This is a genomic window from Drancourtella massiliensis (genome assembly GCF_016900655.1).
Taxonomy (GTDB): domain Bacteria; phylum Bacillota; class Clostridia; order Lachnospirales; family Lachnospiraceae; genus Sellimonas; species Sellimonas catena.
The window spans coordinates 122,645-147,159 of record NZ_JACJKH010000003.1 but is presented as its reverse complement, the minus strand read 5'-3'; the positions used below and the strand labels follow the sequence as shown (position 1 = coordinate 147,159).

Genomic DNA, 24,515 nt, shown 5'->3' with positions numbered 1-24,515 from the left:
CCTACCTTTCTTCCAGATTGCCCGGTCCAAATCCCTGAGGCATCAGATCTTTCAGTTTATAAATCCGATAATCATCTTTTCCCTTTGCCAAGATAATCTGAAATTCGTCCGGATGACAGAATTCCATCATGACCTGCCTGCACACTCCGCAAGGTGGTGTATAATCCAAAAGTTCTCCGTCCGGTCCGCCTACAATACAGATTGCTTCAAATTCCCGGATCCCTTCGCTGACTGCCTTGAAAACGGCTGTCCGCTCGGCACAGTTCGTCGGCGTGTACGCAGCATTCTCTATATTGCATCCTGTGTAGATCTGTCCGTTTTTTGCAAGCAGAGCCGCCCCGACTTTGAAATGGGAATACGGTGTGTAGGAGAAGGCAAGTTGAGCAATGGCTGTTTCAATCAGTTCCTGAATCTGTGTTTCACTCATCTGTGCACCCTCCTTTATTTTCCTGCCTTTTTGTCCGCTTCAATCAGTTTCCGGATTGCTCCCACTGCTACCCGGACTGCCATATCGGTATCATGGACTACCGGATTTTCCAGTCCTTCCTTTTCCCGTTCCTGGTTTGCCACAACGAGGAAGCAGGATCCTGCCCGCACTCTTAAGTGGCTTGCTACAACAAAGAGGGCCGCCGATTCCATCTCGGAAGCCAGGCATCCAAGCCGCTTCCATGCTTCCCATTTATTCAGAAGCTCATAGCTGACCGGCATCCGCTCCGGAGAGTGTTGTCCATAGAAGGAATCTTTACACTGAACGATGCCGACATGGTACGGCGCTCCCATTTCCCTTGCTGATTCCATCAGTGCGTTGGTAAGATGGATGTCCGCCACAGCCGGAAACTCGATCGGTGCGTATTCCCGTGTCGTCCCTTCCATACGGATCGCCCCGTTTGCGATTACCACGTCCCCGCTCTTTACATCCAGCTGCATTCCTCCGCATGTTCCGATCCGGATAAAGGTATCCGCCCCGGACATAACCAGCTCTTCCATGGCGATCGATGCGGACGGACCGCCGATTCCTGTAGAGGTCACGCTTACCTTCACACCGTCCAGATATCCGGTATAAGTCACATATTCTCTGTTGTCTGCCATCAAAACCGGAGCATCAAAATATTTTGCGATCTTTGCACACCGTTTTGGATCCCCCGGAAGAATCACATAACGTCCGACATCTCCTTTTCCTACCTGAATGTGATATTGTTTATTCGGGTTTTCTGAATAATTCATAATCATACCTCGCTTTCCCTTACCTGTAATATGGACATCCGTTCTCATTTTTACACAAAAAAAATACCGGCTTGTCCTCATTTCGTTCGTCTTTACTTGCATCTTAACCGGAATTTAACATATAAAAAAGGACTCGAGTCCCTTTTTGTTCATTTACGTAACTTTTCACAATTTCGTACCACGGTTTTTGTCTACTTTTTCTATATTCCTCACCTCTTTTTCTCTCTCTTCTTGACAGTTTTCTATTTCTGTGTAAGGATTTTATCAGTATAAAAAACAGGAGATGGAATGTTATGAAAAGGAAAATACTGATTGTGGACGACGAACAGGCCATTGCCGATCTGGTGGAAGTCTATCTTTCCAATGAGGGGATGGAAGTCCTGAAATGTTACAATGGAAAAGATGCGCTTGACTGTATCCGGAAAGAAGAACTGTCTCTTGCGATTCTGGATGTCATGCTTCCCGACATTGACGGCTACAAACTCTGTCAGGAGATCCGGAAGGAGCATTTTTATCCTGTCATCATGCTGACCGCAAGAACAGAGGATACTGACAAGATTCTCGGTCTCACCATTGGAGCCGATGATTATATTACAAAACCGTTCAATCCTCTGGAACTGGTGGCAAGGGTCAAGACCCAGCTCCGCCGCTTTGAGCGCTACAATCCAAAAGCCGCGCCGGCGGATTCTTCCTTGGATGCAGCCGCCGATTCCTGTATCGACATCCGGGGATTAAGCATTGATAAGGATTCTCACAAATGTTCCTTAAACGGCAGCCCGCTGTCTCTGACACCGATCGAATTTTCCATCCTATGGTATCTGTGCGAAAACAAAGGTCGTGTCGTTTCCTCTGAGGAACTCTTCGAGCAGGTCTGGGGAGAAAAATTTCTTGATAATAACAATACGGTCATGGCTCACATCGGCCGGCTCCGTGAGAAGATGAAAGACTCCGGCCGGAAGCCGAAATACATTAAAACTGTATGGGGAGTGGGGTATCAAATTGAATAAACAGACAACGAATCAACTTTCCGAACAGCTCCGCCGCAGACTTTTATACCGCTTTATTTTTTCCTGCCTGCTCTATGCAGGAATCGGCGGGTTTCTGTTCCTTCTTATATACTGGTATTATCACACGAGAATATGGTACGGGTATGAGACTTTTTATATCGTGATATCCACATTGGAGCGTTTCCATGAACTCTTTATGATTTTATATCTACTCATCGGCGCTCTTATTTTCGGATACCGTTATCTCTCTAAATCCTGTGCCTATCTGGATGAGCTTCTGACAGCCTCCGACAGCCTCTGGAAAAATCAGGAGGAACCTGTCGTTATGTCCGATGACCTGCGGGAAGCCTCCCTTCATATGAATGAGGTACGGCTTGATATCATCGAAAGCAGGAAGGCCGCCAACGAGGCTGAACAGCGAAAAAACGACCTGGTCGTCTATCTGGCTCATGACCTGAAGACGCCGCTCACCTCCGTGATCGGATATCTGACGCTTCTTCATGATGAAAGGGAAATTTCCCCTGCACTTCAGGAGAAATATCTGGGCGTTGCTCTTGAAAAGGCGGAGCGGCTGGAGGACCTGATCAATGAGTTCTTCGACATTACCCGGTTTAATCTGACCCATCTGACGCTGGATCTTAGCCGGATCAATCTGACAAGGATGCTGGAGCAGACTCTTTATGAGTTTGCCCCGATGTTTGCCGAAAAGAACCTGGAATATTCTTTCCATGCCCCGCAGAATCTGGAGTTCCTCTGTGACCCGGACAAACTGCAGCGTGTCTTTGACAATCTGCTGCGAAATGCGGTCAACTACAGTTTTTCGGACACGGTCATTGATGTCCGGCTTTCTGTCGACATGGGCGTTCTGACTTTCACCGTGGAAAACGAGGGCCGCACCATTCCGCCGGAAAAACTGGAGCGGATTTTTGAACAGTTCTTCCGTCTGGACTCTTCCAGAGGCTCCGGAAGCGGCGGAGCAGGCCTCGGTCTTGCCATTGCAAAAGAGATTGTAGAACTGCACGGCGGCCAGATTTTTGCCGAAAGTCACGATAACCGTGTGATCTTTCGGGTTGACCTTCCATATTCGTCAGGAAATCGTTAGAATTTCGTGGGATAAAATACAGATTTCCGTCTATGAATCCGAGAAAATCAAATCGACCATTCTGATATAGTAAAAGCGTGCCAGGGAAACCGCTTCCGGTTTTCCGACACGCTTTTTCCATGTGAACTTTGGGTACTTTACCAGAAAGGAATGATCTCTCATGAATACAAGAACAAGAAAACCAATCCATTATCGTAAAAAACGCCGCGGGCACCTGCTTCACTTTGTCCTTCCCATGCTCTGCCTGATCCTGCCTCTTTGTGCCTGCGCCTCCTATATACTGAACCGTTCTGCCGGCGCAGACTCCGGACTGGTGTCCGGGATCCTTTCCCTCCTTGGCGGCTCCGCCGAGGAAGAAATCAGCCGGTATGCTTCTGCCAACGGCTACGACATCAGCGACTATCCGCAGTCACTGATCGATCTGTATGACCGGAATAAAGAAACCAAAGACTTTGTCTTTGAATATCCGGCGAAAAAGGATGAAACACCTGCCATCGATCTGAGCACGCTGAATACGTCTTCCGTCCCGCTTCTCATGCAGTGGGATCAGCGCTGGGGTTATAAGCAGTACGCCGGAGATCTTTTCGGTTTAAGCGGCTGCGGCCCGACCTGTCTTTCCATGGTGGCCATTTACCTCACCGGAAATACGAATATGAATCCTGCCTGGATGGCGGATTTTGCCTCCTCCCATGGATATGCCTCCGATGGAAGCGGCTCCTACTGGACTCTTTTCTCTGAGGGTGGAGCCTCCCTTGGATTTGATGTCACGGAGATCCCGCTGGATGAGCAACGGATCATCGATAACCTGGAAGTAGGAAATCCGATTGTCGCTGTCGTAGGCCCTGGAGACTTCACAACGACCGGACATTTCATCGTTCTGACCGGGTATCAAAACGGACAGATCAAAGTCAATGATCCAAACAGCCAGAAAAATTCCAAAAAGCTGTGGGATTACGATCAGATCAGCGGACAGATCAAAGATCTGTGGGTGTTCCGGTAAATAACAAAGAGTTCCGTTTGCGGAACTCTCACGCCGAGCGCGGTCGTTTTAGCGACAAATTTCTGCTTTGCGCGAGTGCGCATCTCGCGGAGCGTTACTTTCTATCTCATTCTTCTCCTCACATCTTCCAGCGAATGAATTCCTCCTGCTGCCCCGTAGGCTTCCACGGTACAGGAAGCGGCCGCGCAGGCAAACCTCGCACACTCGTCAATCTGCCATCCGTTCGCAATTCCCCAAAGGAAGCCTGCCGCAAACGAATCGCCCGCTCCGGTCGTATCCAGACATACCTTCACAGGAACCGCCGGGATTGCCCGGACGCACTGCCTGTCTGCTACAACACATCCATCGGCCCCGCATTTGACAACCGCTGTCTTTACTCCGCATGATACCAGACGCTTTGCGTTTTCAAAAGGATCCCGCTCGCCCGTCAATAAAGCGATTTCTTCTTCATTCGGAAAGATACAGTCTATATAAGGAAGAAGTTCTTCAATATCCTCCAGCGTTTCTCCGTTTTTCGCCTTTGTCATGTCCACCGCCAAAAATCGATCTTTCCCCTTGATTCTGGCAAATAACTGTTTCATTTTTGCGATGTTCAGCAGCGGAGAAACGAACATCCCCGCAAAACTTACAATCGGAGCCGCATCATCGAGACAGCCGTTGATATCTTCAAATGCCAGCTTTCTTAAGCTTCCATGCGGATTCGTCAGGAAATTCCGCTCCCCTTTTTCATTGATCAGGACGATGTTGATACCTGTTGCCAGATCCTTCTGTATTTTCACGCTCTCCACAGGAAGATGGTTCTCTTCCATAAAATTCAAAACCCGCTTTCCTGCCTCGTCTTTACCAACCTTCGTGATCAGCTGTACCCTTTTTCCCAGTCTGCTGAGAATCACTGCCTCATTCAGCGCATCCCCTCCAAAAGACATCTGAATCGTGTCCATCGGACAGGAGCCGGCGGAAAATACTGTTTCATTTACCGGCGCCGCAAGAATATCGATAATCGCAGCACCTATAATAGAGATATCATACACCTTGCATTTCTCCTTTCGTATTTTTACAAATTTTCATTTCCAAGTGCTCCTGGCGACGCTTTTTTCTCCAAGATTCCGTTCTGGCTTTTTTAGGCATTAACCTTCCCCCAATCTATGATTCGCTTAAGATACGGATCTGCACCATATTTACCTTCCAGATACTGCTTATCAAATTTTGCGTCTTTACGGACAGATTCACCTTTTTCATTTTTAAACTCTACCAAGGAGTACAATTGGGAATTCTGAGAATTTCCTTTTGCCACAAACCATATTTCATCCCGGCGAAATACCTCACTATTCATTGTGGATAAATCATGAGATGTAAAGATTAATTGTGCCTTCTTTTTATTAATGCTCATATTACTGAACATCATAATAATATGGCGTAACAATACCGGATGTATCTTGGCATCTAATTCGTCAATTACCAGGGTAGTTCCTGACAATAAACTATCTGCAATAAAAGGCATCAAACCGAATAATTTCTTTGTTCCACTGGACTCTTCCAGCAAATTTAATTCCGTTTCACGGCCTTCTACCATATGTTTTGTATATACATCAATTCTATCATTTTCATCCTTGACTACACGAAAATCTACAATATCTAAATCCATCTCCTGGATCATTTGCAACATCAGGTGTTTTACAGCTTCCGAACTGGATACTGCCATACGAAGTTCTTCCATTGAATTCCCATAGTTCAAGAAATCGATTCCATATTCAAACCATTCCAAAACATCCTTTACTACCTCATTCTTTTTATAAGTAATTCCAAGATAAGATAATAACGGAAGTGTTTCAGACAGCTCATCACTGATCTTTAACTTCGCAAATGCACCTTTTAATATAATTTCTTCGCCACGTTCAAAAAGAGCCGACCGCCTACCTGTATCCATTTTTACCCGATCAAGCCTTTCATAGACAACCACCTCTCTTTTCACATGCAGTATATATCTATATTCTGCTAATTCTGTGCGAAAAAAGATTTCAAATTCCGTAGGCTCGCTTTTAGTTTCCTCTGAAAAGGCAAATGGTTCTATTATCATTTTTTTCTGAAGAAAAATACGTTCTTCATTGTCTCCAGTTGCATATAAAGGACGAAGCACTTTTACTGCTAATGTATGCAGCGCTTCCAATACATTGGATTTTCCTCCGCCATTTGGGCCATATATTGCAAAAACAGGCAAAAATATTTCTCCATCTTTATCTCTTATTATTCTATCTTCATGTTCAGAAATAGCCGCAGCCTGCATGTCGAATGTTACTTCATCTCGAATACTCTTGTAATTTTTGACTGTAAATTGGCATAGCATAACAGTTACCTCCTCCATTTCATATTTCTTTTCACCATCTATTATATTCCATTTTGCATTTTTGCAAACAATATATGAGATATTTCCTCATATATTTACTTGTAAATTGTAAAATTGATAATTACGAAACCATTTCTATTCCATTCTTTTATCTTTATTGTAACTTTTTCTCACCTCGCTAAAACTTCCATCTCTTATCATCCGGCTTCTTGTCCATCACCACAAGTCTATTTGCAAAAATAAAAGAGCCAATGCCTTTGACCCTATTTAGCCAAAAACATCAGCTCTCTTTTAATACATATGCTTTCCTTTATATTTTTCGCGCGTTGCCATGCCTCCCCGAATATGGCGCTCGGATTTGTTCAGATCCAGCACCTTTCTCGCTTCACCGGCAAGTTGGGGATTGATCTGCCGCAGACGCTCGGTGACATCTTTATGTATGGTACTTTTACTCACTCCGAACTCTTTTGCCGTCTGCCTCACTGTTGCATTATGATCAATGATGTAATGTGCGATCTCTACCGCCCTCTCCTCGATATATTCCTTCATAGATTTCCTCTACACTCACTATTTTTACAATGTATGCAGAGAAAATCGTCATCATTCATACATTCGGATAAAAGAGACTTCCTCGTTATTTCTACAAATATCTGTCCGTATCTCTGGCTCCATAAAGGAATCTCCGAACTTCCATTACATCTCCAATAACCACATAATAAATCACATAATTCCGCACATAAATCCGATAATATGGATATTTTCTCTTTTTTGCAGAGGGATAAGGTTCAAACATCAATGGATGATCCAAACGTTCCAATATTGCCGCTTCTACATCATTCGCAAGTTTTTCCGCTGCATCGGGATTTTTTAGCACATTTGTAATGTAACTCACCGTCTGCACCAAATCCTGCTCAAATAAAGGAAGATATTGGAGTCTGCATTTTTTATTTGCCATGGATTGCACCTCTAACGTTTCTGAACACATCCTCATGGCTTAGTCTTTCTTCCTTAGTTTCTGCCATTTTGTCCGCCTCATCCAGTTTCATCTCCACATTGTCTACAAGACTTGCATATTCCTCCAAACTAAGCACAACCATTGCCCCATATCCATTTTTTGTCAAATATACCGGCTGCCCCTCATTGACGAGCATTTCAATCTCAGGAAATTTATTTCGCAAATCCGAAACAGGTCTGATCTGTATCATAGTAACCTCTCCTTTCTTATCGCAATTTCTATCTTTTATTATCTTAATTTTATCAATATTTTATCATTGCCGCAAGGCAATATAATATTCATAAGCTATTTTTTAGGTAATCATTCATAAGGACTTGCCAGCATTAACTCAACCCACAAACTCTTTTGCCATCTACTTCATTCTTGTATTATGATCAAAACCGCTCCTATATCTCCTGGTAAACCATCTTCCCATTCTTTCTTTCCGACTTCATAAGTGATATCTTATCTACGTTCATCTCCGTCTTTCGCAAATGCACCTGATATGGCTTCTTCGAGACGAACCTTCGGATCAGAGTGATGTGCGGGATAAACTTGTCGTGCGCATAAGGAATTCCTACTTCTTTCAAGGCTGCCCGTAAATTCTTCACATACGCGTGCAAATCCTGATTTTCCTGAATCCCTGCCCAGAGAAGATCCCCAAACTTTCCTTTCTCGGAAAGTTTCAGACGAAGCCGGGGCAGCGGAATACTGTTTATAGCATCCTTTATCCGCTCCGGCTTATCATATTCTCCAATAAATGCCAATGTCAGATGCAGGTTCTGCGCCGGTACATAATTGCCGGTCACTCCCTGTTTTTTCAAATCATTCATGCAGGCTGTCAGAGCCCTTTTCATGTCCTCTGATAATTGAATCGCTATAAACAATCTCATATACTATTCCACTCTTCCCTTTTCCTGCAAACTTCTACCTCTGATACTTCCACCCATATTCTTTTTTCAACCTTTCAAAAATCTCAAATGCCACCGGGCAAACTTCAATCACGTCTAACACGCTGAGCAAACTGTAAAGCCGTTCCGGCTGATCTGTATAGGGAAAAGTTTTGCAACTCTGCGGTTTACAACTCCCTAATCTGCAGTCCCCATTCTGATCCAGAAAATCACAAGGTACATGTTTTGTTTCATATCCATCTTCCGTTTCGCTTTTCTCCAGATATTTTTCTATGAGTTCTTCCTTTGTAAGCCCAAGTACTCCTGCGTCCTGCTCCAGGTCTTCTTTCGGTATACTGCCACGATACATCTTACAGCAATTTCTGCACCTGCTACAGTCATAATTTCTGAATAACTCCTGATGCAATTTTTGAAATTGCTCATCCAATTTGTCTTCCTCCGCATTGCATTTCAAATAAGTATGAAATGCAAAGTTTTCATTTCTTCTTTTTCCTGCTTCAAAACGTATTTTTCTCGGTGCAATCATTGTTCATTCTCCTCTTTTATCCTGTTATCTAAAACCTATGTAACCATAATACCGGTTCAGCTGCCGATTAATCTCCTCAATTGTCCGTTGATCTGCTCTTGTGTTTTCCGACCATTGGACCATGAACTCATACTCTGGATTTTTCGGACTTTTATACTTTCCTTTCCCATCCATATACACAGGACTAAACTTCACCTGTGTACGATCGTATTCATAAAAATGTTCTACCGTGTCCTTAATATATATCCAGTCCGAATTACATTTCTTGTTTGTTTCAACAACAAAAATCAGCTGAAGCCCCATTATTCGTCCTCCCCACCTGAACCAAATACACCTATAAAGTCAATGGAATCTACATTAAATGGAGAACCTTCGATCATTCCATTTCGATATAGCCTGGATGGCGAATAATTTCCATTTGTTTTCCATGAATAAATCTGGTGGTTCTCAGACAAAAAGTCTATCGATTTTTTCCGCTGTTTCAGAATATCCATCGGACCTACATTGTGAGTCGTAAAACATAGCTGCCCTTCCCCGTATTCCATCAGATATTCCAGAAGCGCACATAAATAAACATCATGAAGGTTGGAATCAAATTCGTCAATAAAAACGATTCCTCCTTCCACCATTTCTTTTATATAAGCAAATAATCGAATCAGTTTTTTTATACCGGTGCTTTCGTATTCTGCATGAATCCTGTACGACGAATACTCCATAATTAAATCACAAACCCAGAGATTGTGATTTTCCTTTTTGTCAATCTCGATTCCCTGCAGGTCTGATTTGAATATATGCAGAAAATCATACAATTTATGGACATCTTTTTCAAAATTAATATACATTTGTTTGGATACGATGTTGCCCGAAGCCGAAAGCACATTGAGATAATCATTATTCATTTTAAGGAAACGGCTCAACACTGTATCGATTTCATTTTTATATTTTTCACTGTCATCATAATGTTCCAAAGAAATCTGAGCAACATAATTCCTATGATCATCAGACTGATCTAAATATACATGTAATTCCTTGCCAAAGAAATACAACAGGCATAATCCAATCCAAAGATTGCCCTGATGGTGCTCTTGATTTTTTATCGCCGAAAGTAAAAATTTCTCATAAAACAAAGCGCACATAGTAGCCGTTTCCAGCAAATTCATAGTTTTGCTCTGAATATCAGCTGAAAATTTACTATGCTCATTTATTCCGGAAATAAACACAATTTCACCGCCGGACACTTCATAAACAATATCCATAGAATCATTTCTTGAAGTTGCTTTTTTGCCGGATAAACATTCGTGAGTGACTGCATATTTTCCAGAGGTATCTCTTGTAAGTGTCACGCTATATCGGAAAAGCAGGGGGCTCTCTTTCAAATTTACCATATATTCAGCCTCTATAAACAGCTCTTCTGTTCCCTTATTAATAATTGCATCCAAATTTTTCTGTGCAATTGGGTTATTCAGATATCCAGGATCAATGAGCAGATTTCTTAATATCTCAACAGAAGTTATAATACCGGACTTGCCGGAACCGTTCATACCATATATTCCCTTAATATTATATTCTTGTGTATTCGGATTCTTTGAAATCGTTTTTTTGTAAAACGACAATGAAATCAGCTGATCCAGTGTTTTAATTCCCTTAACAGAATAACGGGTCAAATATATATCTTTCATCTCAGATTCCTCCTGTTCGAGTTTAATATAGCACAGATTATGTGCGAAATAAATACATAATGTATTTATTTTGTGTTTCTTTGTTTGCATATCGAATAATATGATCACCTGAGATTTCTCTTCCGGAAACTACTTGTGATTTCACATTTTATTATATCGAATTTACTTAAAAGGCGAACCTCATACGGCAAAATATAACACTTCTAAGATTTCCCCGATCTTCTGATTCCTGTCACAAGTTCAATCAGATGATTATGCATTCGGTTAATTAGAGCCTCTAAATAGCCGTCTCTCCTAATTTCCCTTTATCGCCCCATTTCATTGAATATTTTTGACACAAATACCAGTTTTACTCATTATATCATGTTTTGCATCAACCATCTTCAAACCTTCATTGAATATTTCTCTAAAAATTTGCTTCCAGAATTTATCATCTGTCTCTCCCCGCTAAGAATTATAACAAGATAATATTTATAAAATAACTTAATTAATCAGGGCGATGATAACTTCGCATCACCGCCCCGATTTCATAGATTCACTTATTTTAGACTATTCGCTTTCTGTTTTGGGTGCACTGATAGTGACACTCATCGAATGATCCCTTTCATCGTAATATAAATGGACATTATAACCTTCTGCATTATCAGCAGTATAGGATCCTTCATAGTTATTCGACTCATCTGTATATCCAAGTTCTTTACATTCGTCGACATACGCATTAAATTGCTCTAACGTCAAGCCGTATGCATCAAACATAAAGCTCGCTTTATCATCTATGCTGCTTTTTACCACTTTCACATCCGGTTTCGGAATTTTGCTGCCAAGATCTGTTTGTGACCATTGATATGCTATCTCTGTTTTTTCTTCGGTAGAATATTTCTTTGAACCGTAATCATAATATACCGTAAAAATTTTATCCTCCTCCAAGTACTTAATGGTAGCAATATCAGGCTCAACCAAGTTATAGTGGTTTATATCTTTCAGATAAAAAGAACCGCCGTAATAATAACAATTTACATTTGAAATGGATTCGCCTGGTTTCACAACCCTGTCTGTTTCTGCGTGCATTGAAATCGATCTGCTTTTGAGATCATCCATATCTTCATCGCTTAGTTCAAACTTCTTTTGAATATCTGAATAGAAGTCTGATTTTTCTTCTTCGGTGATACCATCCTTTTCATTAAATGTAATTTCAAAGTTCGTTATTGTACATTGCGTATCGTTCGTGTAGCTAAGAAGAACATAGCGCTCACCTCCAACGATACCTTCATCAACATTCCAGGCAATATCCTTTATATTAATCTTCTCCTTTATGGCTCTGCTGCCGGGATTATTGGCTGTTTCGCCGCTGCCACATCCGGCAAGGCATCCTGTCATGCTAAGTATAATAGCAAAAATGGTAAATATCTTTACTTTCTCCTTCATATTCCAAACCTCCTAAATGTATTTGTGAATCGTCATCAAATTCTACGGTTTCGTAATCCGGATTTCCATGATTATCCTTGTACCCGCCATCAGATAACACATTAAATTTTTCCTTTTCCCTCCTTATCATTTCAGATTTCAACACCACGGGAAGTAGATCTGCTGTCAAAACTGCTTTGTTTACGAAAGTGTTGCAATCAATTGTTTTACTTTATCGACCAGATCATCAATCCGCTCTTTTTCTTCCTCCATTTTTACGATCCGTTCTTCCAAAATCTTTTTCAGTACCGGATTCGGGGCATCAATGATTTCCTTGACCTCCTTAATTTTCAGTCCCAAATCCTGGTACAGTTTAATGCGTTTGATCCGTTCCTGTGAATCTGTATCATATAAAAGATATCCGTATGTATTCTTGCCTGACGCGGAAACCAGTCCTGCTTTCTCGTATCCCTGAACAGCGCGTCTTGAGACATTTGCACTTTCACACACTTCCCTCAATGTCATTTCTTTCATCGTTCCACCTCTCCTTTATAGCTTAAAATTGCACGTTGCGTGCCGTCAACATTTCTTTTCACATGGCAAATCGACAGCAAAACACTTCCTCAAAACAGGCCGTGTTTTTTTCGCGAATGCATTTTCCGCAAGGTGGCAATTAGGACCACCCTCCCATACTGACTATGGTGAGGCAACTTTTTCCAAAATAAAATGGACGTATTGATTTCACTCAACACGTCCGTTTGCTTTTCCTTATTCTATTTTTTCTCTCCCATCATAGCTATACATCCGTCCTTCCATCTGTCTCTTCTGAAACACTGGCTTTATCCTGCAGTTTTGCAGCCACCTTTTTCTGTCCCGGGACTTTTGACGCGATCCGTTTTGGCATATCTTTTGGCACATTGATCTGGATTCCGAACAGCATCTTTATGAACCAGAGCATAAAGACAAGTACCAGAATCGGAATCAGGCAGGATGTTACCAGCATGACAGCGATCGTCTCAATAAACTGATTCAGGAGCTGTTCTCCCTTGTCCAGCAGTCCGGTTACTCCGTCTTTGATCTTTGACAGCGCTTTCTCGATGATATTGCCTTCGGAATCCGTGTTCTCATTGATTTCATCTGTGAGATCCTCCGCCCCTTTCACTGTTTCTTCCATAGATATCTCGTATGTGTCTTCTATAATCGAAGAGACCTTCATGCTAAATGGAATTACAAGAAAGATCACGGCAGCAAACAGTGCGATTTTTGCTGCCAGCATTTTCAGTACCGCCTTATTTGCACAGATTCCGGCAGCAAGCAATACGCATGCAATCGGAATCAAAATGGTAAATGCGGCATAGCCGGTCAGAGTGACCAGATATTTTTCCAGAAAGACCACCATCAAAATAATCAGGAAATACGATGTCAGATCCGCAAGCTTATTTGCCACCGGTGTTGTCGCATCGCCAGGAATGGCGGCGAGAGCTGTGGATGCCGCTGCAGATGTAGCTGTGAGTTTCAGAACATCTTCCTTCTTTTCATCCAATGATTCGATCGTCTTCTTATGATTTTCCGGATCACTTGCCACTTTTGAAACAACTGTCATAGACAGAATCATGACTACGAGCAGCACAATGACTGCCGTTACTTTTTTCACATTCATCTTTCTCATAAGATTTGTCACTTTTTCTCTCTCCTTTATCCTTTGTTTTCCCTCTCATCTGGCACATTCAGGGCCTTTGACCATTTAACACGGGTTTGTCCTGTCTGATATACTAGTCCTGCACGTTGCGTGCAGTCAATATTTTACTCCCTGAAATTCCCATGTCTTGGTATCGATAATCGGAAATTCCCGGGATCCGATCGGGCTTCCGTCCCGGTATGTGGAAAAGACATCACACGATATCACACTTCCTCTTCTGTAGATCGCTTCTACCGGAGTGTGCCCGACCACCTGAAGCGCCTGATCCTCCCCGTACATTTTCCAGCTGGAATACTGCGGGCGGTACCAGATCGGAGAGATATCATTCCACATCAGGTCGTGGTGAAACTCATTGATCGTGCGCACCACTTCGTCCACGTCATCATACTTTTCCGCTTCTACCGTTCCCTTTACAAATTCGTCCCGGACGCCGCCATGGCAGAACAGCACCTGGTCAATCTTCTGAATGTACCGGATCTCGTTTCCTTCCGGCAGTGCACGTCTTAGCTCCATCAGCTTTTCTCTTACTGTCCAGGCAGCCGCTACACTGTATCCACTTTCCCGTTCGTTCCACATATAACACAGATCGTGATTCCCATAGGCCCAGAGTGTGTCCGGATACTTCTTGGCAAATGCGATCGCAGCATCATACGTTTCTACATATCTTTCAATATGATATTCCTGTCCCCAGTCGTCCGGAATATCCATCAGGCAGACCGCCTGGTCGGCAGCACCGCTCTCCAGAATGGATGACGCCTGAGTAAACAAATATGGTTTCAGGTGAACATCTGGTATCACTAATACTTTCATGACAATCCCCTTTTCTGAGTTATTTTCTGACACAATCCCAAAGCATTTTCCCTAAAGGTAAATTATATAATAGCCTTCTGACTTATTCCATTCTTTTCGCTAAATTTGTGTAGAATGTCTACACCTGTCTGGTTTCCGGTGTCTTATTCTTATAAGAAAGAAGAATATAGCATGACCCTGAGAAAAGTGCTGATGTTTCCAGCCGCATTTGTCATCAAATAAAGCAGAAAAGGCGTATTGACTTCGGTGTGCCACCTGTACAATACGCCTCTATTTCTCTTCTTTATCCCTTCTTACTTTTCCCGCAGCATTTCTTATATTTCTTTCCGCTTCCGCACGGGCACGGATCATTCGGATAAATCTTTTTTGTCCCTTTCACGGTATGTCCCGCAATTCCATCCGGCATAAAAACAGTTTCCACTTCATCTGCTCCGGAATCCAGATCAACGGTAAATCCCATCTGCTGAAGTTCATTCGATGCCTGCTTAAGCTGTTCCGCTGCCAGACTGCTCATCGGGACAATGGTCGGTTTCTGCCCTTCGGGAAGTACCGGCCTTTTCTTTGTCATCTCGCTCGGAGTCCAGCCTCGGTTTTGGATCATTCTTGTGCTATTATTCAATTCTATCAGCAAAGCTATGAAATCCCTGACCGTAGTTTCATTCGGAAATATGATTCCTTCTTCCTCAAAAATCTCTGTCACATCAGATGGCCCGCCACCTAAAGATATCCTGCTGTATATACCTTGCATCAGATTTTCTGTCTGTTCTTCCTCGATCTTCATCCGTTTTATGAGAAACTCTTTTACCTTCCTGCAGCAGGTATCTCTGGATGGATATCCATGTCCTGTATAATCCAGAATCTCTTCCTGTTCCGGAATATAATATTCCAGGTCTCCCTGGCTTTCTTTGATCTTATTATAAAGCCCCTGCGGTAGAACTTCTTTGTATATAACCCACTCTCCACGGATGACACAAGGATTCTGATAATCTGGAATCCATGCAAAGATCTCCCGAAATTCCTCTTCACTGATATCTTCGCCCAGACATTTCACCAGCATTTCCTTTATAACAGAGATAGGTGCCAGGACGTAGAGAAAAATTACCATTGTAAGACACCGTATCATCCAAAAGGCTCTTTTCCTCTTTTTCCGGAATTTTGGTGTATTAACCTTTTTGTATATTTTCTTTACCTCATCCGGAACTGCGGCGAAATTGTCATTATAAATTCCCGCATAGGCCAGATTATAAAATCCCTCCAGCAATTCCAGATCTTTTCTGACCGGGTAATATCCCGTTGTTTTCAGTACGCTTTCAAATGCAGTAATTTCCTCATCACTGAACATCATCATCTGTCTCTCCATCACAGACGGCTTCAAAAGTTCTTCCTTGATTTTGCCGACCAGAATATCCTTTTTTAAAGAATGATATCCTTTTAATTCCAGGTCTTCTGCCAGACTTTTAAGTTCTTCTTTCGTCCAGGAGGACATAATTTCTGCCATCTCAGGATTTCGTGTATATCGTTCCTGCGCATTCCTGTTTTCTGCAAGATGCTTCTGCAAAAGATCCGCAAACTCCCGCAGCTTTGTCTCTGAGGATTTCTCATTGCGTTCTGTACGGCTCACAGGTTTTTCTGCTCCCCTGAGACCGAAACTACCCGTTTTCATCTCCTGTTTCAACTCGTCAAATGTCCGGTAATCCGGATCTCCATAAGTCACCTGAAACTGTCCGCGAAGCTCCTGATTCGCTTTCTCCACGTCCATCCATGTCCTGCTGTCCGAACTTTCTTTTTGTTTGAGAATATATGGATATGGTTTCTCGTCCGTGACACATTTTTCAATCGTAACACGATATTCCTTTTCTTTTCCTGTCCGGAATGTAAACCATGGTTCCCTCCCCATGAGATCGTCAATATAAGTATCAGAAGAACACCAGTAATCAAAATTATATCTTCTGACTGCCTGTTCGCCCTCTCTCCACTCTCTTAACTGAATTCCGGCCTGGTAAAATTCAAATTCATACTGTTCTGAAACTTCTGTCTCCGCTATTGCCTCCAGAATCACGGCAAGCTGTGAAAAGGTAATGCCTCCCGGCACAATACACCGCTTCCATACCGGTGGTTTTGTTTTCTTTTCCGCCAATTTTATCTGAAATGTTTTCATCTGTATCTCCTACATCCGATTTCCAATCTTCTTCATCAGTTCTTCCAACACTTCCGTCTTTCCAAGTTCCGTCTCGATTCCCAGCTCCTGGCAGATCTGTTCCAGCGCCTTGATGATCCACGGATTTCCGGAAGTGATCTTTCTCATTCTTCCCTGCTGTTTCAGATGGCTTAAGAGGAAATTAGATACTACAGACAATTCGGTTTCTTCCGGTTTGAGGAAATACCGTGTTATGATTTTTCCGGTCTTTTCGTCCGCCGCAACAAACAGAAATGGATTTCTTGGCCTTCCCGCCTCTTCGTCGCTTTCTGCGATATGAGTATAGTAAAAATCAATCTGAACATTCTGCTCTTTTGCCGGAGTGTTTTTCAGTTCTTCTTTTAATTCTTCTTTCTGAATCTGCATTCCCATGTATGGCCGGGTCTGTTTCGGAATTTTTGCCGGGAACATGTTCCAGAGTCCGGTCTCGGCATTAAAAATCCGGCAGAGCCGTTCATTTTCTTCCCACTTCATTGGAAGCTTCTTTTCTTCCAGCGCCCGGATGCACATGAACAGGTTTCGGATGGCTTCTGTCATCAGAAGCACCTCGTCCTGATCCGGTGAAAACGGAATGTATCTGGAACGGTAGGAAATAAAATTCGGCCACATCTCTTCTTTTGCCATCGGAAGATTCAGTGCTTTTGAAATCTCCTGCTGTGAATATATCATGTCTGACTTCTTTCCATATCTGCAGATCAAAGTGCGGCGGTCCGACATGGCATAATCTTCGGAAAGATATTCTTCCAGTCCGGTTCCCAATTCCGCAATCATGGTCAGATCCTGCCATCCTTTGAAGCCAGGATAAATCTGGATCTCTTTTTCCTCTCCCTGTCCGTTTCCAAGGATACGGAGAAAGATCGGTTCTTTCTCATCTTTTAACTGAATAACGACATACTGATCCTTTGTCAGGTACTCCCATGGTTTCAATTCTTCTATCCGGCAGGCTGCTTCGTACAGTTCCCACCACATCTTTAAAGCTGCTTCTTTGCGCATCGTTTTTTTCCTCCGTCTGCTGCTTTCTGATCGCTTGATTTTCGTTGTCTTCCTCATTTACTATACCATTCTTTTTTCCGGCGCGCCATCCCCTTGTGCGGTTTCCTCGCTGCCTCCCTGTTTTGCCCTCCTGTTTCTGTTATGTTCTATCCATTCGTCCAGAGAGAGAGGTTCGTAGTCGGAATACATGCAGAAGCAGTTCAGCATGTTGCACGGAATCGTCTCCTCCTCTTTTGTGTACATATTGACCCTTTTTGTCTCCCCGGTTTCCCGGACAAATCGGGATACCAGTACTTCATCAAAGCTGTCATGGACATGGCCGTACATCATGTAGGTACGCGCGTTTCCTTCCTGGTCTTTCCTGTACTGTCCGTGATAGCAGAAGACCGGATAATGGCAGAGAATGACTTTCCGTTTGTTGTCTTTCATCTCCGCGTAAGGCCGGATCCATACGAAACGTTCTCGTTCAAAGTCGGAATCCTTCAGATAATAATCGTGATTTCCTTCGATCAGATACAGCCTTCCGTGAAGTCTCCGCAGAATCTCATTAGTCCGTTCTCCTTTTTCCATGGAGAAATCTCCCAGAATGACAACCTCGTCCTTCGGACGTACTTTCTTGTTCCATTTCCGGATCATATATTCATTCATCTCTTCCACATCCGCAAAACCTCTCTTGTCCATCTTTTCATTCAGTCCCCGATGGAAAAAGTGGCAGTCCGCAATGTAATACCTCATCGTATCGCCTCTTTTCCTTGCACTCTTCTGTTGTTCATATTACAATAAAGTCACCTATTTTTAAAGGAGGTTTTTCCATGGCTGACAAAGAAAATTCATTTGATATGACGGACTGGGAGCTGTCCGAAGAATATTACAAGGAAAACGAGGAGAATAAAGAGCTGAAACTGGAAGATTTCATGCTCCCTGAAGACGAAATTCCATCCGCTAGTTCAGATGAGACTCAAGATCCGGCGCTTGCCAGAACCATTTCTGATGTTCAACAGGTTCTTTCTGTCTATGGAGCAGGAAAATCTGTAGAAGAGATCGCACTTGCACTGTCTTTGGAGGCAGACTATGTCCACACGATTTTATACTGTGCTCAGGGCTTCTCTGAGGATGATCCAATTGCCGTAGCCCGGCTTGTAATGATGTCATAGTCCACAGTATGTTGCTTTCGGGCAAAAAAGAATTGACATCCGGTCGTTTCAATGCTACTGTTTTGGTTAGATATTGCTAACCAAAATGAGGTGAAACGGCATGACCAGAGATCTGGCAGAAGAAAAAATCAAATATCTGCTCTTTTTATATGAAAGGAAAGACCAGCCTTTATCCGTAACTGCGGCTGCAAAAGCCTGCGGTGTTGCCAAATCCACGTTCAGCCGGACATTGGGTGCCTTTTTTGAGATGGGCTACGTGGCGGAACCTGGGAAAACGATGTTATCCCCTGACGGCGAAAAGGCAGCCCGTGCTCTCCGGCAGGAAGTTGACCAGATGAAAGAATGGTTACAGTCGGAGATTTTTCTGCAGGGTGACCTGTTAGAAGCGGAAGCCAGACGGACTGTCTGTGCGCTTTCGACGGACACCCGAAAAAAACTGTATTCCCGGCACCGTCTTTCCATTTTCTTTGCTTCCCTGAAATCTGTTACTGAAATTCCGGGAGACCGGCTCTGCTTCCAGCTTCCGGACGGGGAGTACGAATTCGCCTTTTCTATCTACAAATCAGGGAAAGAAGAAGCACAGCTTTCCATGGCGGATCAGGGTTTTTTCCATCCCGGGCTGCTCCGGATTCAGGAAGGAAAAGGCGAGGTCTTTTTGAAAATCCGGGAGGTGGAACAGGATTCCCGTGTCCGCGGTATGCGGATGCGTGGGCAGGTGGACAGCCTCTCCTGTCTCATCCACGGCGTTTCCCGGCCATGCGGACGCCGGGAGGATGCATTTGTCTTTCCGATCCAGCCTCTGGATTTCTTTTACCGGGAGGAGGAGCGGATCCTGCAGGCCAGTGTGGAGATGGAGTTTACCTGCTCTGTCGGACCAATGCATATGCCAAAGAGCCGCGCTCGAATGATCATGATTTTTAAATAAACAGCCCTTTGTTCCAGGGGCGGAACAATCAGGACCCGCAGAAAACAGACTGTTTTCCGGGTCCTTTTCCAAAATGTTCCGTCCCCGGAACATTTTTTTTGCTTGAAATCCTCTTGCCTCCTATGCTAGGATAGGTTCGCAAGTTAGTCGAGACTATCCACCAAGTAAATCAGGAGGTATTTATGAAACGAAATCCTTTTCGCTTTTTGTGGCTGATCGCAGCCTTTTTGTCACTCGCTCTCGGCGCTGTGGGCGTCGTACTTCCGGTACTGCCGACCACACCGTTTCTTCTGGTAGCCTCTTTTTGTTTTGCAAAAGGCTCCGAACGGTTCCACCGCTGGTTTATGGGAACACGTCTGTACCAGAATCATCTGGACAGTTTTGTAAAGGAACGGGCCATGACGTTGAAGACGAAGCTCTGTATTCTGCTTCCGGCTTCTGCCATGCTTCTGATCGCCATGTACATGATGTCAAATCTGCCGGGCAGACTTTTCATCGTTTTCCTGATCCTCTTTAAATACACCTACTTTTTTACAAAAATCCGTACTATCCCGCAGGGTGAGCAGTCATGAGGAAGAATCTCAGCACGGCAGACAAAAGAGAGCGTGAAAAGCAGGTCGTCGATCTGATGATCGCTCTCTACTGCCGTAAAAAGCATCATACAGCAAAGGAACAGCTCTGCCCAGAATGTCTGGAGCTTCGTTCCTACTCGCACCTTCGCTCGGACCATTGTCCGTTCATGGAATCAAAAACCTTTTGCAGCAACTGCCGCGTGCATTGCTACCGCCCGGAAATGCGGGAACGGATCCGGGAAGTCATGCGGTTTTCCGGTCCAAGGATGCTGCTGCACCATCCCGTTATGGCAGTGGATCACATGATCTGCTCGATAAAAGAAAAGAAAAAACTAAAAGGAGAACAATGATATGATCAAGACAAGGCTCATGAAGCTTTTGAAGGGATCTGAAAAATATATTATCCAGAATATTCTCTGGCAGTGGATCGCTCTTTTGTTTCAGATCGCGGCCATCTTTGCGGCAGGTACGTTTCTGCAAAGTCTGATGGACGGCACACTGAATCAGGGAATCTGGACCCGGACCACCGTCATTGCGGTTCTTTCGCTTCTTGTCCGCTTCGGCTGCGAAAAAATGGCCGCCATCGCTTCGGGCAGGGCAAGTTCCGATGTCAAGCTTGTGCTGCGCCGCCAGATTTATGAAAAACTTCTGCGGATCGGTGCATCGTATAAAGAAAAGGTACCGACTTCCGAGGTCGTACAGGTAACCACAGAAGGAGTGGAACAGTTGGAGATCTACTATGGAAAATATCTTCCGCAGTTGTTTTACAGCCTTCTGGCTCCGGTCACACTGTTTCTTGTGCTGGCTCCTGTCAGCCTAAAGGCAAGCCTCATTCTTCTGATCTGTGTGCCGCTGATTCCGGTATCCATTGTGGCGGTGCAGAAATTTGCCAAAAAACTGCTGAATAAATACTGGGGAATCTACACGGAGCTCGGCGACAGTTTTCTGGAGAATCTGCAGGGACTGACAACTCTGAAAATCTATCAGGCAGACGGGATGAAAGCCCGTGAGATGGACGAGGAGGCCGAACGCTTCCGCAAGATTACCATGAAGGTACTGACCATGCAGCTGAATTCTGTCAGTGTGATGGATCTTGTCGCCTACGGCGGCGCAGCCATCGGAATGATCGTCACCGTGCTGGAATACGCGGATGGCAGAGTCAGCTTTGCCGGAGCATTTACCATTATCCTTCTGGCATCGGAATTTTTCATTCCTCTCCGGCTCCTTGGTTCCTTCTTCCACATTGCCATGAACGGAATGTCGGCAAGTGACAAGATTTTCCGGATTCTGGATCTGGAGGAAGGACAGAGCGGAACAAAACATCTGGAGGCCGGTCCGGTACAGGCATCCTTTGACCACGTAGAATTTTCCTATGAAAAAGAGAAACCGGTATTAAAGGATATTTCCCTGACCATTCCGGCAGGCAGCTTTATCTCCCTTGTCGGTGTTTCCGGCTGTGGAAAAAGTACTGCCGCCGCTCTTCTGACCGGGAAGATCCGGAACTTCCGCGGTCGGATCCGGATCAACGGAATTCCGGTATCCGAAATCCGTGAGGAGAATCTGATGCATGCCGTCACCTTGATCCGCCACAACAGTTATCTCTTTAAAGGAACGGTCCGGGACAATCTCCGGATGGGAAATCCTGATGCGTCCGATTCCGAGATGAAGGATGCGCTTCAGAAAGTGCGTCTTCTGGAATTTCTGGAAAACCAGAACGGACTGGATACGGTGCTCGGGGAGCAGGGAAGCAATTTCTCCGGCGGTCAGAGACAGCGTCTTGCCATTGCACGAGCCCTTCTCCATGATACGCCAATGTATATTCTCGACGAAGCGGCGTCGAATATTGATGTAGAAAGTGAAGACCAGATCATGGAAGTGGTCCGGGAACTCGCAAAGACAAAGACCATTCTCTTTATTTCCCACCGTCTGGCCAATGTGACGGCATCCGACTGTATCTACATGATGGAAAAAGGGGAAATCTCCGAGAGCGGTACGCACGAAGAGCTGATGCTGCAAAACGGCAGTTATGCGGCCATGTTCAAAAAACAGCAGGATTTATGCAGGATAAGGGGGATTGAATCATGAAACGACGAAGCGGAATCAAAATCATGGGACAGCTGATCGGACTCGTACGTCCTCTGCTCCATGTCATGCTTGCGGCCATCCTTCTGGGCGTGGCCGGCTATCTGTGCGCCATTTTCCTTACGGTCATGGCCGGCGCAGGAATTCTGAAGCTTTCCGGCCTGATGGGTGGATTTTCACTGAGATTTCTGTTTCTCTGCCTTGGGGCTGCTGCCATTCTCAGAGGCATTCTCCACTACGGTGAACAGGCATGCAACCACTATATCGCGTTCAAGCTGCTGGCGCTGATCCGTCATAAGGTCTTTGCCGCCCTCCGCCGTCTCTGTCCGGCAAAGCTGGACGGGAAGGATAAAGGAAACCTGATTTCCATCCTGACGACGGACATTGAACTTCTGGAAGTGTTTTATGCCCACACCATTTCCCCGATTGCCATTGCTGTGCTGACCTGTCTGATCATGGAAGCCTTTTTCTTCCACTACAGCATCCCGGCAGGAATCTTTGCGCTGTGCGGCTATGTGGCAGTCGGCGTTCTCATTCCGGTGTGGAATTCACGGAAAGGTGCCGGATCCGGAATGGCATTCCGGAATGAATTCGGTGAGCTGAACAGTTTTGTTCTGGACAGCCTTCGGGGACTGGATGAAACAATCCAGTACGGCTGCGGCAAAGAACGGATGGAAGAACTGGAAGCGCGGAGCAGGGAACTCAACCGGAAACAGACTGTGATGAAAGAACTGGAAGGAAACCAGAGAGGACTGACAAGTCTCCTCATCCTGTTCTTTTCTTTCGGGATGCTCTTCTTATGCGCATGGATGTGCATGGAAGGCCGGATGGATATGGAAGGCGCTTTTCTGTGTACGATTCTGATGATGGGCTCCTTTGGCCCGGTCGTGGCGCTGTCCGGACTTTCCAATAATCTGATGCAGACACTTGCAAGCGGCGAACGTGTTCTGTCTCTTCTGGAAGAAGAACCGGAAATTGAAGAAGTCACCGGAAAAGAACCGTCTGAATTCGGGTCTGTCGAATGTCAGAATCTTTCCTTTGCGTACGAGGAGGAACAGATCCTCACCGATTATTCCATTTCCATACCAAAGGGAAGCCGGATCGGTCTGCATGGAAAGAGCGGTTCCGGAAAATCCACGCTTCTCAAACTTCTGATGCGCTTTTATGATACGGACAGCGGTTCCATCCAGATCGGCGGACGAAAGCTTGCTTCGATCAACACGAAAGACCTCTGGGATATGGAAAGTTATGTCACTCAGGAGACAAGCCTCTTCCACGATTCCATTGCCAACAATATCGCGGTCGCAAAGCCGGGCGCGTCCCGGGCTGAAATCGAGGAAGCCGCGAAAAAGGCATCTCTCCATGAGTTTATCATGAGCCTTCCGAATGGATATGACACCATGGTCGGAGAACTCGGAGATACTCTCTCCGGCGGAGAAAAGCAGAGGATCGGGGTGGCAAGAGCCTTTCTCCACGATGCTCCGCTCATCCTTCTGGACGAGCCTACCAGCAACCTGGATTCCCTCAACGAAAGCATCATTCTGAGATCTCTCAAAGATCTGGGCCGGGACAAAACAATCGTCATCGTCTCCCACCGCGAGTCCACCATGGCGGCTGCCGAAAAGGTCTATGAAATGTCCGGTCGGGTTTCCTGATGCCTGAACCTGAACCGGTTCCGGATACGCGTCGTATGAGAACTCTCAGACTGCGCTATTGACATTTTCACCGCCATCCTATATAATCATCTCGACATCTGTCAGTAACAGATGATTATTTTCAGAAAGGATGTATTACATTTTTATGGACGACTCAAGCGACGGTGATTCTGAGCATCATAATTTTGTAAAAATGAACATAAATCCGGATATGAGGTATAGTCTGTCGTTTCATGA

The 24,515-nt window shown here is 44.6% G+C and carries 27 protein-coding genes; 9 read left to right on the top strand and 18 right to left on the bottom strand.

The genetic code is table 11. The features are described from left to right. Position 1: 1 nt before the first annotated feature. Positions 2-427, bottom strand: a complete 426-nt coding sequence (locus tag H6A32_RS02715) for a cytidine deaminase (protein ID WP_138373041.1) — start codon at positions 425-427, stop codon at positions 2-4. 14 nt (positions 428-441) lie between these two features. Then, entirely contained in the window at positions 442-1,224 is a 783-nt protein-coding gene (udp, locus tag H6A32_RS02710; RefSeq protein ID WP_207753121.1) for a uridine phosphorylase, read from the bottom strand. Positions 1,225-1,517: 293 nt separating this feature from the next. Here udp and vanR point away from each other — a divergent pair, with 293 nt between their 5' ends. The 3 genes from vanR (at position 1,518) to H6A32_RS02695 (ending at position 4,333) form a co-directional block, all read left to right on the top strand. Continuing rightward, positions 1,518-2,231, top strand: coding sequence for a VanR-ABDEGLN family response regulator transcription factor (vanR, locus tag H6A32_RS02705; RefSeq protein WP_087166852.1), 714 nt, complete (start codon positions 1,518-1,520; stop codon positions 2,229-2,231). Further along, a complete protein-coding gene (locus H6A32_RS16805) occupies positions 2,224-3,333 on the top strand; it encodes a sensor histidine kinase (RefSeq protein WP_087252212.1) in 1,110 nt (369 codons plus the stop codon). Before vanR ends, H6A32_RS16805 begins: the two co-directional genes overlap by 8 nt. A 160-nt stretch (positions 3,334-3,493) precedes the next feature. Next, a complete protein-coding gene (locus tag H6A32_RS02695) occupies positions 3,494-4,333 on the top strand; it encodes a C39 family peptidase (RefSeq protein ID WP_204863694.1) in 840 nt (279 codons plus the stop codon). Positions 4,334-4,434: 101 nt separating this feature from the next. Here H6A32_RS02695 and H6A32_RS02690 read toward each other — a convergent pair whose 3' ends face one another. The 16 genes from H6A32_RS02690 to H6A32_RS02615 form a co-directional block, all read right to left on the bottom strand. Then, the gene (locus H6A32_RS02690; protein WP_204863693.1) at positions 4,435-5,364 is read right to left on the bottom strand and encodes a PfkB family carbohydrate kinase; all 930 of its coding nucleotides are present in this window, start codon (positions 5,362-5,364) and stop codon (positions 4,435-4,437) included. A gap of 89 nt (positions 5,365-5,453) precedes the next feature. Then, a complete protein-coding gene (locus H6A32_RS02685) occupies positions 5,454-6,677 on the bottom strand; it encodes an AAA family ATPase (protein WP_204863692.1) in 1,224 nt (407 codons plus the stop codon). 291 nt (positions 6,678-6,968) lie between these two features. Further along, positions 6,969-7,226: a sporulation transcriptional regulator SpoIIID gene (spoIIID, locus tag H6A32_RS02680; protein WP_087166847.1), complete on the bottom strand. Its 258-nt coding sequence runs from the start codon at positions 7,224-7,226 to the stop codon at positions 6,969-6,971. A 91-nt stretch (positions 7,227-7,317) separates the two neighbouring features. After that, positions 7,318-7,632, bottom strand: a complete 315-nt coding sequence (locus H6A32_RS02675; protein ID WP_204863691.1) for a type II toxin-antitoxin system RelE/ParE family toxin — start codon at positions 7,630-7,632, stop codon at positions 7,318-7,320. After that, complete coding sequence (locus H6A32_RS02670; RefSeq protein ID WP_087166845.1) at positions 7,622-7,882, bottom strand: type II toxin-antitoxin system Phd/YefM family antitoxin; 261 nt, start codon at positions 7,880-7,882, stop codon at positions 7,622-7,624. Before H6A32_RS02670 ends, H6A32_RS02675 begins: the two co-directional genes overlap by 11 nt. A gap of 196 nt (positions 7,883-8,078) precedes the next feature. Continuing rightward, on the bottom strand, positions 8,079-8,564 hold the full coding sequence (thpR, locus tag H6A32_RS02665; protein ID WP_204863690.1) for an RNA 2',3'-cyclic phosphodiesterase: 486 nt from the start codon (positions 8,562-8,564) through the stop codon (positions 8,079-8,081). A gap of 34 nt (positions 8,565-8,598) precedes the next feature. Further along, a complete protein-coding gene (locus H6A32_RS02660; RefSeq protein ID WP_204863689.1) occupies positions 8,599-9,108 on the bottom strand; it encodes a YkgJ family cysteine cluster protein in 510 nt (169 codons plus the stop codon). Positions 9,109-9,132: 24 nt separating this feature from the next. After that, positions 9,133-9,411 carry a hypothetical protein gene (locus tag H6A32_RS02655; protein WP_204863688.1) on the bottom strand — a complete coding sequence of 93 codons (279 nt, stop codon included), beginning with the start codon at positions 9,409-9,411 and terminating at the stop codon, positions 9,133-9,135. Then, positions 9,411-10,787, bottom strand: coding sequence for an AAA family ATPase (locus H6A32_RS02650; protein WP_204863687.1), 1,377 nt, complete (start codon positions 10,785-10,787; stop codon positions 9,411-9,413). The genes H6A32_RS02655 and H6A32_RS02650 overlap by 1 nt, the downstream gene beginning before the upstream one ends. 549 nt (positions 10,788-11,336) lie before the next feature. After that, the gene (locus H6A32_RS02645; protein ID WP_204863686.1) at positions 11,337-12,212 is read right to left on the bottom strand and encodes a DUF6591 domain-containing protein; all 876 of its coding nucleotides are present in this window, start codon (positions 12,210-12,212) and stop codon (positions 11,337-11,339) included. 180 nt (positions 12,213-12,392) lie between these two features. After that, a complete protein-coding gene (locus H6A32_RS02640) occupies positions 12,393-12,725 on the bottom strand; it encodes a MerR family transcriptional regulator (protein WP_204863685.1) in 333 nt (110 codons plus the stop codon). 262 nt (positions 12,726-12,987) lie between these two features. Beyond that, positions 12,988-13,860 (bottom strand): hypothetical protein, encoded by an 873-nt coding sequence (locus H6A32_RS02635; RefSeq protein WP_243424837.1) that lies wholly within the window; start codon positions 13,858-13,860, stop codon positions 12,988-12,990. A gap of 126 nt (positions 13,861-13,986) precedes the next feature. Next, positions 13,987-14,700 carry a metallophosphoesterase gene (locus H6A32_RS02630; RefSeq protein WP_204863684.1) on the bottom strand — a complete coding sequence of 238 codons (714 nt, stop codon included), beginning with the start codon at positions 14,698-14,700 and terminating at the stop codon, positions 13,987-13,989. 283 nt (positions 14,701-14,983) lie between these two features. Next, positions 14,984-16,858 carry an IS1096 element passenger TnpR family protein gene (locus H6A32_RS02625; RefSeq protein ID WP_204863718.1) on the bottom strand — a complete coding sequence of 625 codons (1,875 nt, stop codon included), beginning with the start codon at positions 16,856-16,858 and terminating at the stop codon, positions 14,984-14,986. 9 nt (positions 16,859-16,867) lie between these two features. Continuing rightward, on the bottom strand, positions 16,868-17,947 hold the full coding sequence (locus H6A32_RS02620) for a DUF7309 domain-containing protein (RefSeq protein WP_204863683.1): 1,080 nt from the start codon (positions 17,945-17,947) through the stop codon (positions 16,868-16,870). 3 nt (positions 17,948-17,950) lie between these two features. Then, positions 17,951-18,625 carry a metallophosphoesterase gene (locus tag H6A32_RS02615; RefSeq protein ID WP_118636749.1) on the bottom strand — a complete coding sequence of 225 codons (675 nt, stop codon included), beginning with the start codon at positions 18,623-18,625 and terminating at the stop codon, positions 17,951-17,953. 77 nt (positions 18,626-18,702) lie between these two features. Between H6A32_RS02615 and H6A32_RS02610 the strand changes: the two genes are divergently transcribed. From H6A32_RS02610 to H6A32_RS02585, 6 genes are all read left to right on the top strand, one after another. After that, positions 18,703-19,044, top strand: coding sequence for a hypothetical protein (locus H6A32_RS02610; RefSeq protein ID WP_204863682.1), 342 nt, complete (start codon positions 18,703-18,705; stop codon positions 19,042-19,044). Between the two features lie 100 nt (positions 19,045-19,144). Then, positions 19,145-19,969, top strand: coding sequence for a helix-turn-helix domain-containing protein (locus H6A32_RS02605; protein WP_204863681.1), 825 nt, complete (start codon positions 19,145-19,147; stop codon positions 19,967-19,969). A gap of 182 nt (positions 19,970-20,151) precedes the next feature. Beyond that, positions 20,152-20,541: a YbaN family protein gene (locus H6A32_RS02600; RefSeq protein ID WP_087166832.1), complete on the top strand. Its 390-nt coding sequence runs from the start codon at positions 20,152-20,154 to the stop codon at positions 20,539-20,541. Beyond that, complete coding sequence (locus H6A32_RS02595; RefSeq protein WP_191437094.1) at positions 20,538-20,891, top strand: nitrous oxide-stimulated promoter family protein; 354 nt, start codon at positions 20,538-20,540, stop codon at positions 20,889-20,891. Before H6A32_RS02600 ends, H6A32_RS02595 begins: the two co-directional genes overlap by 4 nt. Position 20,892: 1 nt before the next feature. Beyond that, complete coding sequence (locus H6A32_RS02590) at positions 20,893-22,626, top strand: ABC transporter ATP-binding protein/permease (protein ID WP_204863680.1); 1,734 nt, start codon at positions 20,893-20,895, stop codon at positions 22,624-22,626. Then, positions 22,623-24,278: an amino acid ABC transporter ATP-binding/permease protein gene (locus H6A32_RS02585; protein WP_204863679.1), complete on the top strand. Its 1,656-nt coding sequence runs from the start codon at positions 22,623-22,625 to the stop codon at positions 24,276-24,278. The genes H6A32_RS02590 and H6A32_RS02585 overlap by 4 nt, the downstream gene beginning before the upstream one ends. Positions 24,279-24,515: the final 237 nt, after the last annotated feature.